The sequence below is a fragment of the Actinomycetospora chiangmaiensis DSM 45062 genome (genome assembly GCF_000379625.1).
GTDB lineage: Bacteria > Actinomycetota > Actinomycetes > Mycobacteriales > Pseudonocardiaceae > Actinomycetospora > Actinomycetospora chiangmaiensis.
In genome coordinates this window covers 124819-137755 of record NZ_KB903243.1, presented here as the reverse complement: position 1 = coordinate 137755, position 12937 = coordinate 124819, and the positions used below count along the sequence as shown (strand labels likewise).

The 12937-nt window shown below is 73.0% G+C and carries 12 protein-coding genes; 10 read left to right on the top strand and 2 right to left on the bottom strand.

From position 1 onward, the window contains the following. Window positions 1-40 precede the first annotated feature (40 nt). Window positions 41-898 carry a helix-turn-helix transcriptional regulator gene (locus tag A3CO_RS0120095; protein ID WP_018334042.1) on the top strand — a complete coding sequence of 286 codons (858 nt, stop codon included), beginning with the start codon at window positions 41-43 and terminating at the stop codon, window positions 896-898. Here A3CO_RS0120095 and A3CO_RS33375 read toward each other — a convergent pair. Further along, window positions 869-2152 (bottom strand): PucR family transcriptional regulator, encoded by a 1284-nt coding sequence (locus A3CO_RS33375; RefSeq protein ID WP_018334041.1) that lies wholly within the window; start codon window positions 2150-2152, stop codon window positions 869-871. The genes A3CO_RS0120095 and A3CO_RS33375 overlap by 30 nt on opposite strands. Before the next feature lie 338 nt (window positions 2153-2490). On the opposite strand from A3CO_RS33375, the gene A3CO_RS0120085 reads away from it, so the two are divergent. After that, on the top strand, window positions 2491-3669 hold the full coding sequence (locus A3CO_RS0120085) for a serine hydrolase domain-containing protein (protein WP_018334040.1): 1179 nt from the start codon (window positions 2491-2493) through the stop codon (window positions 3667-3669). Window positions 3670-3712: 43 nt separating this feature from the next. Here A3CO_RS0120085 and A3CO_RS0120080 read toward each other — a convergent pair whose 3' ends face one another. Beyond that, entirely contained in the window at window positions 3713-5149 is a 1437-nt protein-coding gene (locus A3CO_RS0120080; RefSeq protein ID WP_018334039.1) for an amidohydrolase family protein, read from the bottom strand. A 150-nt stretch (window positions 5150-5299) separates the two neighbouring features. Here A3CO_RS0120080 and A3CO_RS0120075 point away from each other — a divergent pair, with 150 nt between their 5' ends. The 8 genes from A3CO_RS0120075 to A3CO_RS0120040 all read left to right on the top strand — a co-directional run bounded on the left by A3CO_RS0120075 (window position 5300) and on the right by A3CO_RS0120040 (window position 12744). Then, window positions 5300-6106: an IclR family transcriptional regulator domain-containing protein gene (locus A3CO_RS0120075; RefSeq protein WP_026204803.1), complete on the top strand. Its 807-nt coding sequence runs from the start codon at window positions 5300-5302 to the stop codon at window positions 6104-6106. Window positions 6107-6326: 220 nt separating this feature from the next. Then, window positions 6327-7484, top strand: coding sequence for an FAD-dependent monooxygenase (locus A3CO_RS33370; protein ID WP_018334037.1), 1158 nt, complete (start codon window positions 6327-6329; stop codon window positions 7482-7484). 78 nt (window positions 7485-7562) lie between these two features. Then, window positions 7563-8723, top strand: coding sequence for a CaiB/BaiF CoA transferase family protein (locus tag A3CO_RS0120065; RefSeq protein ID WP_018334036.1), 1161 nt, complete (start codon window positions 7563-7565; stop codon window positions 8721-8723). Then, the gene (locus A3CO_RS0120060; RefSeq protein ID WP_018334035.1) at window positions 8716-9570 is read left to right on the top strand and encodes a citryl-CoA lyase; all 855 of its coding nucleotides are present in this window, start codon (window positions 8716-8718) and stop codon (window positions 9568-9570) included. Before A3CO_RS0120065 ends, A3CO_RS0120060 begins: the two co-directional genes overlap by 8 nt. Beyond that, window positions 9563-10429, top strand: coding sequence for a DODA-type extradiol aromatic ring-opening family dioxygenase (locus tag A3CO_RS0120055; RefSeq protein WP_018334034.1), 867 nt, complete (start codon window positions 9563-9565; stop codon window positions 10427-10429). The genes A3CO_RS0120060 and A3CO_RS0120055 overlap by 8 nt, the downstream gene beginning before the upstream one ends. Continuing rightward, a complete protein-coding gene (locus A3CO_RS0120050) occupies window positions 10426-10785 on the top strand; it encodes a hypothetical protein (RefSeq protein WP_018334033.1) in 360 nt (119 codons plus the stop codon). Before A3CO_RS0120055 ends, A3CO_RS0120050 begins: the two co-directional genes overlap by 4 nt. A gap of 44 nt (window positions 10786-10829) precedes the next feature. Next, window positions 10830-11855, top strand: coding sequence for a uroporphyrinogen decarboxylase family protein (locus tag A3CO_RS0120045; protein ID WP_018334032.1), 1026 nt, complete (start codon window positions 10830-10832; stop codon window positions 11853-11855). An 85-nt stretch (window positions 11856-11940) separates the two neighbouring features. Then, window positions 11941-12744 carry an alpha/beta fold hydrolase gene (locus A3CO_RS0120040; protein WP_018334031.1) on the top strand — a complete coding sequence of 268 codons (804 nt, stop codon included), beginning with the start codon at window positions 11941-11943 and terminating at the stop codon, window positions 12742-12744. Window positions 12745-12937 lie beyond the last annotated feature (193 nt).

Below are 12937 nucleotides of genomic sequence, written 5' to 3'. Positions count from 1 at the left end.
CCGCGCGGTAGGAAGACGACACCGAGGAGAGGCGGGGCCGATGATCGACCGGGCCGGGCTGGCGACGTTCCTGCGCCGTCGGCGGGAGGCGCTGCAACCCGACGACGTCGGGCTGCCCCGCGGGCGGCGACGGCGGACGAGCGGGCTGCGGCGCGAGGAGGTCGCCGCGCTGTGCCACATGTCGGCCGACTACTACGCCCGCCTGGAGCGGGAGCGCGGACCGCAGCCCTCGGAGCAGATGATCGCCTCGATCGCCCAGGGGCTGCACCTCTCGCTCGACGAGCGCGACCACCTGTTCCGGCTGGCCGGGCACCACCCGCCCACCCGCGGGCCGGCCGGCACCCACGTCGGTCCCGGGCTGCTGCGCATCCTCGACCGGCTCGACGACACTCCCGCCGAGATCGTCACCGAGCTCGGGGAGACGCTGCGGCAGACGCCGCTGGGCGTGGCGCTCAGCGGTGACCTGACCCGCCACACCGGCCCGGCCCGCAGCCTCGGGTACCGCTGGTTCACCGACCCGGCGACCCGGGCGCTCTACCCGCCCGAGGACCACGCCGCGCTGTCGCGGCTCTACGCCTCGGGGCTGCGCGGACTGGTGGGCCTGCGCGGTCCCGACTCGCGTGCGGCGCACCTCGCGGAGCTGCTGCTCGGGCGCAGCGAGGAGTTCCGTGCGCTGTGGGAGACCCAGGAGGTGGGGGTCCGCCCGCCCGCCGTCAAACGTATGGTGCACCCCGAGGTCGGCGTGCTCGACCTCCACTGCCAGACGCTGCTCGACCCCGACCAGTCACATCTGCTGCTCGTCTACACCGCGGTGCCCGGCAGCGAGACCCACGAGAAGCTGCAGCTGCTGTCGGTCCTCGGGCCGGCGTCAGCGGACCGGGTGGTGGACGGCGGGTGACCGCGCGGCCCGTGCCAGCAGTGCGGCACGGGCGGTGAGGAGGTCCCCGGGCCGCCCGAGGTCGAGTCCGATCATCTCCGCGATCCGTCGGACGCGGTGGTCCACGGTGTTCGGGTGCACGTGCAGGTCGGCGGCCGTGGCGCGGCGGGCGCAGTCGTGGCGCAGCCAGCTGTGGAGGGTGTTCTCCAGCTCGGGGTGCCCGTCGAGGCGGTCCAGGCGGGACGCGAGCGCGTCGAGGGCCGGCCCGGGACGGGTCAGCTGGTAGGCCACGGCGACGTCGCGCAGCTGGACGACCGGCTCGGCCGGCCCGGCGATCCCGGCGACGCGCAGCACCTCGCGCGCCAGCTCGGCGGCGCCCCGGACGTCGTCGGTCCGCCCGGTGACGGCTGCGACGCGCAGCTCGGCACCGGCGACGACGACGAGCTCGCGGGTGAGGTGACGGAGCCGGCGCAGCACCGGCTCGGGGACGTCCGGACCGTCGGGGAGGTCCTCGGCGGCGAGGGGCAGCACCACGATCCCGGAGTCCGCCGACAACGAGACGAGGACGTCGCCGGGGAACTGGCGCTCCAGCTCTCCGCGGACCCGGCGTACCTTGCGGCGCTCGACGACGGTCCCGTCGACCTCGTCGCCCGCCAGGGCGTCGGGGTGCGGGGCGAGGACGACCGCGAGGACGACGACCCGCGGCGGCAGCCGGAGCTCGCCGACGCGGGCGGCCGTCGCCGCGGACGCCCCGGCCAGCAGTGCCGACAGTGCTGCCTGCCGGCCGCGGGCGTCGTGCGCCCGGTCGCCGTCGGCGGCCTCGAGGTAGCCGGCGGTGACCACCGGCGTCACCCACGACAGGTGATCGAGCATCGCGTCGAGGACGCCGTGCCAGGGCGCGGTCCCGACCTCCACCACCCCGGCCTCGACCGCGGCGTCGAGGAGCCACCGGGCGCTCAGCTGGTAGGCCCGCAGCGCCGCGCCCAGCGCCACGCCCTCCTCGGCACGGCGCGCGGCGGACTCCCGCAGCCGTGGCTCGGCCGCTCGCCGGACCTCCTCGTCACCCTCGAGCGAGGCGATCACGACGTCGAGGTTGAGGTTCGTGATCGCCCGGACGTCGCCCTCGAGCTGCTCGACGGGCAGGGTCCGGTACTGCGGGTTCACGGTCCGGTGGCCGTGCACGAGGGCGTCGCACATGGCGTCCTTCTCCGCCCGCAGCCACGCGGCGACCGGACGGTGGGGCGCGCCGGACGACGGTTCGTTGTGACCGGTCACAACGCCCTCCCCTCCAGGGTTGATCCAGATTCCCAGCCGACGGTGCCCTCGTGCCGGTCATCCTCGGAGCTGCGGACCCGTTGAGCACACAGGGGGTCGGTAGGCCGCCGTTCCGGTGCCCCCCGCCGGAACGTCGGCCCGCCCCCGGACGGTGCGATCGCGACGGTGGCGAGGACCGGGGCGATCAGCGGGAGTGCTCACGCGTTAGTCCTGCGGCGTCTCGTGCGTCCTGTGGGCGGGCACCGCATGCCGGTACGGGAGAGGGGTCCCGTCCCTCGACGTGACGCGCGACACTGGGTTGGATGTGACTGGTACCACTCAGCCCCGTGGAGGTTCCCGTGTCCCCCTCGATCGACGGTTCCGGCATCGACCGGATCCTGTCCACCGCCGTGGCGAACGGCGCCGTCCCGCACGTCGCCGCGATCGCGGCCGACCGTGACGGCGTGATCTACGAGGGCGCGGCGGGTGACCGGGTCGCCGGCGGCGGCGAACCCGTCTCGACGAGCACGCACTTCCGCATCATGTCGATGACCAAGATGGTCGCGACGACGGCGGCGCTGCAGCAGATGGAGTCCGGCCTGCTCGACCTGGACGCGCCCGTCGAGTCCTACGTGTCCGAGTTCAGCGGCGTGCAGGTGCTGGAGGGCTTCGACGGCGACACGCCCAAGCTGCGGGAGCCCGCCTCGAAGGCGACGGTGAAGCAGCTGATCACGCACACGTCCGGGCTGGGCTACTGGTTCTGGGACGAGGGGATCAAGCACTTCGAGGAGGCCACCGGGACGCCGAACGTGGTGCCGGGCGACATGGCGGCGTTCAACGCCCCGATGGTCTGTGATCCAGGTACCCGCTTCGTCTACGGCATCAACACCGACTGGCTGGGGCGCGTGGTCGAGGCCATCGCCGGGACCACGCTCGACGTCGTGGTGAAGGAGAACATCACCGGCCCGCTCGGGATGGACGAGACGATGTTCGCCCTCGACGACGCCCGCCAGGCGAACAAGACGCCGGTGCACGCGAAGGGCGAGGACGGCACCTGGGGCTCGATCGGGAACGTCCTGCCCGACGACCCGCAGTGGTGGGCCGGCGGTCACGGCCTGCACTCCACGCCGCGCGACTACATCCGCTTCGAGCGGGCCCTGCTGCGCGGCGGCGAGCTCGACGGCGAGCGCATCCTGCGCCCGGAGACCGTCGACGCCGCCTTCTCCGACCAGCTCGACGGCGCCCCGATGCCCACCGAGATCCCCACCGCCGACCCGGCCACCACCGACTCGCTGACCCTCGGCCCGGGCTGGACCTGGGGCTACGGCCTGCTCATCAACACCGCAGACGTGCCCGGCGGTCGGCGCGCGGGCAGCGGTGCCTGGGCGGGCCTGTTCAACACCCACTTCTTCGTCGACCGCACCACCGGGATCTGCGCGTCGATCTACACCAACTCGCTGCCGTTCATCACCCCGGAGGCGTGGGGCCTCTACGAGGACTTCGAGCGGGCTCTCTACGGTGCGCTGTCGCGCTCGTGAGCAGAAAGTGGGGCTATAGCCCCACTTTCTGCTCACCTGCGCGTCAGCGCACCTCGTGCGTGGCCGCCGACCGGTAGTCGGTGTACGTGTACGGGTTGTCCAGCACCTTGGTCTCCGGGACCTCCGGGTTCATCCCGGCGGTCCAGGCGTCCTCGCCGAGGGTCGAGCGCAGGTGCTCGACGGTCGACTCCACGGTGCGGCGCGCGGCGGCGAGGTCGATGCCGACGAGGCGGTGGTCCCGCTTGACCACGCGGCCGTCGACGATCACGGCCTCGACGTCGCCGCGCTGCGCCTGGAACGCCACGTGGCCGTAGGGGTGCAGCACCGGGAACATGACCGGCGAGCGCTCGTTGCGCAGCAGCACCACGTCGGCCTTCTTCCCGACCTCCAGGCTCCCGAGGTCGCCCCGCCCGAGTGCCGCCGCGCCCCCGCGGGTCGCCCAGTCGACGACCTGCTCGGCGCGCAGCGCGGCGTGCGTGACGGTCTCGCCCTTGGCGTGGGCCTCGAGGTGCTCGCGCGAGCGGTCGGCGCCCAGGGTGGAGCGCATCGCCGAGAACAGGTCGCCGCTCCACCACACCGTCGTGTCCATCGACAGCGACACGGGGATGCCGTGGGAACGCAGCGCCCAGGTGGGCGGGTAGCCCTGACCCGCCGACTGCTCGCTCTCGGTGGACACCGAGACGGAACCGCCGGTCGCGGCGATGCGGTGGTAGGAGTCGGCGGACAGCGTCGCGGCGTGGACGTACACGGTCTCCGGCGTCATGAACCCGTGGTCGTGCATCAGCCGGATGCCGTCGTCGTTCGTGGCGCCCCAGACACCGGCGTGGGTGGTCACCGGGACGCCCAGCTCGCGCGCCACCTCGAACGCCGGCTTCTCCGGGAAGGCCGGGTCGCCCGTGACGTCGAAGGCGAGCTGGAAGCCCAGCAGGTCGCGGTCCCCGCTCATGCGGCGCCCGACGAACTCCCGGAACTCCGCCGAGGTGGTCCAGTTCGCCGGGGCGTCCTGGATGTTGCCGTAGGCGAGGACGAACCGGCCGGGGACCGCCTGCAGCGCGTCGACGGCGGCGTCCGCGTGCTGGGCGGTCTGCAGGCCGTGCGACCAGTCGACCGTCGTCGTGACGCCGGCGTCGACCGCCTCGATCGCGCCGAGCAGGTTGCCCGCGTACACGTCCTCCGGCCGGAAGGCCCGGCCGTGCTCGAGGTAGTACCAGACGAAGTACTGCGTCAGCGTCCAGTCGGCGCCGTAGCCGCGCATCGCGGTCTGCCACAGGTGCCGGTGCGTGTCGATCATGCCCGGCATGACGATGCCGCCGCGCGCGTCGATCTCCTCGGTGCCCGCCGGCACGTCGAGCTGCGCGCCGACCGCCGCGATCCGGTCGTCGACCACGAGGACGTCAGCGTCGGTCAGGACGGTGTGCGCGGCGTCGAGGGTCAGCACGGTGCCCCCACGCAGGACGACCGGGCGGCGGGCCTCACTCATCGCACTTGCTCCCTCACGTTCGGACACATGTCCGTGTGTCGGACACATGGTGCTCGTCACTGTGCTGAGCGACGGTTGCGGTGTCAACCGGCGCCGACCCGTCGTCGGGAAGGGAGACCGTGTCCGCCTGGCGGACGTAGGGTGCACGGCGTGCCGCGCGAGGGAACCGGACCGGACTTCATCGAGGCGCTGGCGCGCGGGCTGGAGGTGATCGCCGCGTTCTCGCCGACCCGTCCGGAGATGACGCTGGCCGAGGTCGCCGGGGCCACGGGCCTGGCCCGACCGACGGCGCGGCGCATCCTGCTCACGCTGACCGAACTCGGCTACGTGCGGTCGGGCGAGCGCGGATACGTGCTGACGCCGCGCGTGCTCGACCTGGGCGTGGCCTACGTCGGGTCGATGGGGCTGTGGGACGTCGCGCGTCCCCACCTCGAGGAGCTGTCCGTGCGGACGCACGAGTCCTGCTCGATCGCCCAGCTCGACGGCTCGGACATCGTCTACGTCGCGCGGGCGTCGGTGCCGAAGATCGTGTCGCTGGCGGTGACGATCGGGACGCGCTTCCCGGCGCTGCCGACGTCGCTGGGCAAGGTGCAGCTCGCGGCGCTGTCGCCCGAGGAGCTCGACCGGGTGCTGGCCGAACCCACCCGGTCCGGGCTCACCCCGCGCTGGCAGCCGACGCGCGAGGAGCGCGACGCGGCGCTGCGGGAGGTCCGGGCCCGGGGGTGGGCGGTCACCGACGAGCAGCTGACGCTCGGGATCCGGTCGGTCGCGGCCCCGCTGCGCGACGGGTCGGGCCGCGTGATCGCGGGCGTGAACGTCAACTGCCACGCCGCCGAGACGTCGGTCGAACGCCTCGTCGAGCACCACCTGCCGCTGCTGCTCGCCGCGGCCGGGGAGATCAGCGCCGACTTCGCCCGCCGGGAGTCGTTGCCGCACGTGACGTTGCCGGCGTCGTAGGCCCCTCCGTGGCAGCGAAGCGTCGTCGCTGTCATCCAGTGGCAGGGAAGCCACATCGTCGGGCCGGCGGTCGCCGGCCCGACCGGCCCGAGCGTGGCGCGCCGCTGACGTCCGGTGGCAGCCGTGTGCCACCGCCGACGTCGGGGTGGCGCCCGACCCCGGTTCCCGCGGGCCGGAAGTCACCGCGCGCACCGATCACCGGAGCGCGCACGATGACGCGGTGACGGACCCCGAGGTCGTGATCGTCGGTGCCGGCCCGGCCGGGCTGGTCCTGGCGTGGATGCTGCAGCGCGCCGAGGTGCCCTATGTCCTGGTCGACCGGCAGTCCCGGGAGCAGGTCGGCACCCTGCCGAAGGCCGGGATGATCGAGTACCGGACCGTCCAGCTGCTGCGTGACCAGGGATTCCCGCTGACGTTCGACGCGGAGAACCGGCGGCTCGAGTTCCGCACGCCGACGACGAGCTACGTGTTCGACTACGCCGACCTCACCGGCGACCGGCCGCACTACGTGTTCCCGCAGCACCGGTTCGTCGCCGACCTGGTCGGTGCGCTGGAGGCGGAGGGTGCGCCGCTGCTCTTCGAGCACCCCGTCACCCACGTCGACCCCGACGGGCCGGCCATCACCGCCGGCGGCACCACCTTCACGCCGCGGGCGATCGTCGGCGCGGACGGGGCGGGCAGCGTCGTCGCGCGGGCGCTCGGCGACCGGGTCGAGGTGCAGGACCGGCCGCTCGCGAGCCGCTGGCTCGTCGTCTCCGCGCGCACCGCGCCGCTCGTCGGCCACACGATCTACGCGGTCCACCCGCGGGGTTACGCCGCCCACCTGCGGCGGGGCCCCGAGGAGACCCGGTTCTACCTCGAGGTGCCGGCCGACGTGAGCGGCGCCGACCTCGACCCCGACGAGCTGCGCCGTGACCTCGCGGAGCGCCTCGGTGCACCGGGCGCCCTCGACGGGGTGGAGATCAGCGTCGACGACCTGGACCTGCGGACCCGGATGACGGCCCCGATGCAGGCCGGCGCGGTCTTCCTCGTGGGCGACGCCGCGCACCTGATCACCCCCGCCGGCGGCAAGGGCATGAACCTGGCGGTGGCCGACGCCGTGGAGCTCGCACACGGCCTCGTCGCGGCGCACCACGGCGACCGCGGCCGGCTGGACGCCTACTCCGACACGCGCCTGCCCGTGATCGCGGCGACCCAGGGCTTCTCCGACTGGTTCCTGCGCGTGCTGTCGGCCTTCTCCAGCGACGCACTGGGCGGGGACTCCTCGGCCGCGTTCGTCGACGCGGTGCGCGAGGGCTGGGTGCGGCGGCTGCGGGACGACCCGCTGCTCGCGCGCTGGTTCGCCCACGCCTACGCGGGGGTCGACGCGAGCCCCTGAGGCCTTGACGCCCCTCGTCGGGAAGGCTCAGGATCATCTTCGGACAGTCGTCCGACAGACGGACAGAGGGGATCGCGCATGGCTGGCCCGCTCGACGGGGTGCTCGTGGCCGACTTCTCCCGGATCCTCGCCGGGCCCTACGCGACGATGCTGCTCGCGGACATGGGCGCCGAGGTGGTGAAGGTCGAGGGCCCGAACGGTGACGACACGCGCACCTGGATGCCGCCGACCCGCGGGGAGACCTCGACGTACTACCTGGGGGTGAACCGCGGGAAGCGCTCGATCGCGCTGGACCTGCGCGATCCCGACGACGTCGCGGTCGCGCAGGAGCTCGCGCGGCGCGCGGACGTCGTGATCGAGAACCTGCGTCCGGGCGGGATGAAGAAGTACGGCCTGGACTACGAGACGGTGCGCGGCGCCAACCCCGGCGTCGTGTACGCGAGCATCTCCGGGTTCGGCTCCGGGAAGGGCGCGCACGTCCCCGGCTACGACCTGATGGTCCAGGCCATCTCCGGCCTGATGGACCTGACCGGCGATCCCGACGGCGAGCCCTTCCGCGCCGGCATCTCCGTCTTCGACGTGATGGCCGGCAACCACGCGGTGATCGGCATCCTCGCCGCCCTGCGCCACCGCGACCGCAGCGGCGAGGGCCAGCACGTCGAGTGCAACCTGCTGTCCTCGGCGTTGACCGGGCTGGTGAACCACTCGAGCGCCTGGGTGGCGGGCGGGGTGGTGCCGCACCGCATGGGCAACGCCCACCCCAGCGTCTTCCCCTACGAGCCGCTCGCGACGGCCGACGACGACATCATCATCGCCGCCGCCAACGACGGGCAGTTCCGCAAGCTCTGCGAGGCCCTCGGGATTCCCGAGGTCGCCGACGACGAGCGCTACGCGCGCAACGCCGACCGGACGAAGAACCGGGACGAGCTGCGCCCGATCCTCGTCGGGAAGCTGAAGGAGAAGACCGCCGTCGAGTGGTTCGACCTGCTGGTCGCCGCCGGCGTGCCGTGCGGGCCGATCCAGTCCATCGACGGCGGGTTCGCCATGGCCGAGCGGTTCGGGCTCGACCCGGTCGTCGAGGTCGGCGAGGGTGAGCGCGCGGTCCCGACGACGCGGCACCCGATCCGCTTCTCCGCGACCCCGGCGGTCTACGAGCTGCCGCCGCCCGAGCTCGACGAGCACGGCGCCGACCTGCGGACGTGGCTGAGCGCAGCGACGGGGGACGGCACCGGTGAGTGAGCACGAGTACGAGACCGCGCTCGGAGCCTCGTCACCCGACAAGATCACCCTGCTGGGCCACGACCTCGTCGAGGACGTGATGGGGCAGGTCGGGTTCGGGGAGCTGGCGTTCTGGCTGGCCACACAGCGCCGCCCGTCGCCGGGGGAGACCCGGGTGTTCGAGGCGGTCCTGGCCGCGCTCGCCGACCACGGCTACACGCCGACGGCCATCGTCACGCGCCTGACCTACCTCTCCGCCCCGGACTCGGTGCAGGGCGCGATCGCGGCGGGTCTGCTGGCGGGCGGTTCGCGGTTCCTCGGCGTGACCGAGGACTGCGGCCGGTTCCTGCACGAGCAGCTGGTGGGAGACGCAGCGAAGCGGAGCTCGACCCCAGGGGAGGCGCCGCTGCCGACCGACGACGCCGGGTGGGACGAGCTGGCGTTGCGGGTGGTCACCGAGCAGCGGGCCCGGAAGAAGTTCGTCCCCGGGCTCGGCCACCACGTGCACAAGCAGGGCGACCCGCGCACCCCCAAGCTCATGGCGCTCGCCGCCGAGGAGGGCGTGACCGGTCCGCACCTGGCGTTGTTCGCCGCGATCGGCCGGGTGCACCCGCAGGTGCTCGGGAAGCAGCTGCCGCTCAACGGCGCGGGGGTGTGCGGCGCGGTGCTCGCCGACCTCGGGCTGCCGCTGGAGCTGCTGCGTGGCTTCGCCCTGCTGGCCCGGACGGCGGGTCTGATCGGGCAGCTCGCCGAGGAGCTGCGCCACCCCGTCGCGAACGACATCTTCCTGTCGGTCGACCTGCACAACCGACCGGTCGGCCCCGACCCCTACACGCCGCCCCCGCTCACCGGAGAAGCGCATGGCTGAACTCGTCGCCGTCATCGCCTCGACCCACCACCCCTTCTACTACCGGGCGAGCACCTCGGTGGGGGAGGACCGGCCGCCGTTCGCGGACGAGTGGGTCTCGAAGATCGAGACGTTCCGGGAGACGCTGACCCGCGCGCGACCCGACGTGCTGGTCATGGTCGGTTCCGACCACTTCCACCAGCTGTGGCTGGACAACATGCCGCAGTTCCTCGTCGGGAAGGCGCCGGTCTACGACGCCAACTGGTACAACGAGGAACGCGAGTTCGGGCTGCCGAAGATGCGCCTGGCCGGCCAGGAGGACCTCTCGGCCTACATCCTGCGCGAAGGTCTCGACGCCGGGTTCGACCTCGCGTTCTCGAACGAACTGCGCATCGACCACTCCATCACGTGCCCGATCATCACGCTGCGGCCCGAGGCCGACCTGCCGATCGTGCCGATCTACACCAACATCTTCGCGCCGCCGCTGCCGCAGCCGAAGCGGTTCGTGCAGCTCGGGCGCACCGTTCGCGACCTCATCGAGTCGTGGCCGTCGGACCAGCGGGTCGCGGTCATCGGGACCGGCCACCTCTCCCTCGAACTCGGCGGGCCGCGCCAGTTCGGCCCGCACGGCCCGGACCCGGAGTTCGACCGCAAGGCCGTCGAGTGGATCGGCAGCGGCGACATCGAGGGGTGTCTGGCCGAGGTCACCCTCGACAGCCTCCACCGGCCCGGGAACGCCACCCACGGGTTCATGGACTTCATGCTGATGATGGGCGTCGCCGGCGAGGGCAAGAAGGCCGACCACGTCGACTCCCTCGACCTGTTCCACACCATGGAGGCCTACTTCACCTGGTACCCGAAGGAGGTCGGGTCGCTGTGAGCAAGTACCTGGTCAACAAGTTCCTCTACACCGTCGACCGCGACCCCGATCTCGTCGAGCGCTACCGCGAGAACCCCCGCGAGACCGTGCAGTGGTGGGAGACCCACGAAGCCGGGCGGCTGCTCAACTGCATCGACGCCGAAGCCACCACCTGGCTCGCCCTCGACGACGCCGAACGCGAAGCGCTGGCCTCCCACGACCACGTGACGCTCTTCGAGATGGGCGCCCACCCGTTCCTCACGCTCACGCTGTTCATCGCCATGTTCGAGCGCGACCACGGGCCCATGGAGTACCAGACCGCCTACGCCCGGGCGATGGAGCACATCACCCTGCCCTACCCGGACATCTCCACCTGATCCGCCACCGCCACTGAAGCCCTTCGTCGACGAGGAGCCACCGCGTGACGACCCTGCCGCTACTGCCCACCTCCCTGGTCGGGAGCTACGCCCAGCCGGACTGGCTGATCGACCGGGCGAAGCTCGCCGGCCGCTTCCCGCCGCGGGTGCGGGCGAAGGAGCTGTGGCGGGTCGAGGACCAGTACCTCGAGCAGGCCCAGGACGACGCGACGCTGCTGGCTATCCGGGCCCAGGAGCGCGCCGGGCTCGACATCGTCACCGACGGCGAGATGCGTCGGGAGAGCTACTCCAACCACATGGCGACCGCGCTCGACGGCGTCGACATCGACAACCCGGGCACCGCGCTCGACCGCTCGGGGCACCCGAACCCGGTGCCCCGGATCGCGGGGGAGATCCGCCGGACCCGGCCGATCGAGCGCCGCGACGTGGAGTTCCTGCGGGCGAACACCGACCGCACCGTGAAGATCACGGTACCGGGCCCGTTCACGATGTCCCAGCAGGCCCAGAACGACTTCTATCCCGACGCCGAGGCGGCCGCGATGGCCTACGGGGCGGCGGTGAACGCCGAGGTCAAGGACCTGTTCGACGCGGGCGCCGACGTCGTCCAGATCGACGAGCCCTACATGCAGGCGCGCCCGGAGCCGGCGCGGCAGTACGGGCTGGCCGCGCTGAACGCCGCCCTCGAGGGCGTCACCGGGACCACCGCGGTGCACCTGTGCTTCGGGTACGCGGCGATCATCCACGAGCGGCCGGAGGGCTACTCGTTCCTGCCCGAGCTCGCGGGGTGTCCGGTCGACCAGATCTCGATCGAGACCGCACAGTCCGGGCTCGACCTCGGGGTGCTCCGCGACCTCACCGACAAGACGATCATCCTGGGCGTGATCGACCTGTCCGACCCGACCGTGGAGACGGCCGAGACCGTGGCCGGCCGCGTCCGGCGGGCCTTCGACTACCTGCCACCCGAGCAGGTCGTCATCGCCACCGACTGCGGGATGAAGTACCTGCCCCGCGACGTGGCCGACGGGAAGATGGCCGCCATGGCCGGGGCGGCGCAGATCCTGCGGGGCTGACCGCCTCCCGTGGCAGGAAAGCGTCGTTGCTGTCAGCCAGCGGCAGCGACGACGCTCCGCTGTCACGTGGGGGAGACTGCCGATCATGGTCGCGCTCAACGTGGTGGCGTCGGGACGTGAGGACGGACCGACGCTGCTGTTCCTGCACGGGGTGGGCAACAGCCTGCGGACGTTCGCCTTCGCCGCCGACGCCCTGGGGGAGCGGGCCCGGGTCCTGCGCGCGGACCTCCGGGGGCACGGGTCCTCCCCGCGCGTCCCGGGCGGCTACCACCTCGACGGCTACGTCGCCGACGTCGAGGAGCTCCTCGAGGGCACCGGACCGGCGCTCGTCGTCGGGAACTCGCTGGGCGGGGCGATCGCGTGGACCCTGGCGCAGCGGCGTCCCGACCTGATCCGGGCGGCACTGCTCGAGGACCCGCCGCTGCGGTCGGCCGACGTGGGTGCGGTCGCGCCGATCTTCCAGGGGATCCGCGCCCAGGTGGCGCGCTGGCAGGCCGCCGGTACGGCGCCGGCGAGGGTCGCGGCCGCGCTCGGCACCGTGCCGGTGCTCGGCGGGCGCCCCGCGGCCGAGGTGCAGGGGCCCGACGTGCTCGACGCCCGTGCCCGCGCCTTCCTCGACGTCGACCCCGACGCCCTGGGCGCCGTCGCGCAGGGGACCGCGCTGGCCGCGCTCGACCTCGACGCGCCGGTCACGGTCCCCGTCCACGTCCTCGCCGCGGGTGAGGACAGCGGCTCCGTCCTGCCTGCCAGCGCCGCGGCGGCCCTGGCGCGGTCCCACCCGGACGTCACGCTGCGGCGCATCCCCGGCGCCGGGCACGTCATCCACGACGAGTCCACCCACCGGCCCGAGTGGCTCGCGGCGGTCGAGGCGCTGCTCCGCCACGCATGACAGGAACGCGTCGTTGCTGTCACTGGATGACAGCAACGACGCTCTCCTGCCACGTGGGCGGGACGAGGGGGTTCCCGACGGCGGCCCGGTGCGGCACGGTGGCAGGCAGTGACCGTCCGGGCGCCGACGGCCCGCGCGGCACGATCGGGTGACCGTCCGAGGTCGGACGGCGTGTCGAGGTTTGCGGCGAACG

Bases quoted from the DNA above. Each gene is read 5' to 3' on its own strand.
- A3CO_RS0120055 (WP_018334034.1), top strand. From the start codon at position 9,563: ATGGCTGAACTCGTCGCCGTCATCGCCTCGACCCACCACCCCTTCTAC.
- A3CO_RS0120095 (WP_018334042.1), top strand. From the start codon at position 41: ATGATCGACCGGGCCGGGCTGGCGACGTTCCTGCGCCGTCGGCGGGAG.
- A3CO_RS0120040 (WP_018334031.1), top strand. From the start codon at position 11,941: ATGGTCGCGCTCAACGTGGTGGCGTCGGGACGTGAGGACGGACCGACG.
- A3CO_RS0120065 (WP_018334036.1), top strand. From the start codon at position 7,563: ATGGCTGGCCCGCTCGACGGGGTGCTCGTGGCCGACTTCTCCCGGATC.
- A3CO_RS0120080 (WP_018334039.1), bottom strand. From the start codon at position 5,149: ATGAGTGAGGCCCGCCGCCCGGTCGTCCTGCGTGGGGGCACCGTGCTG.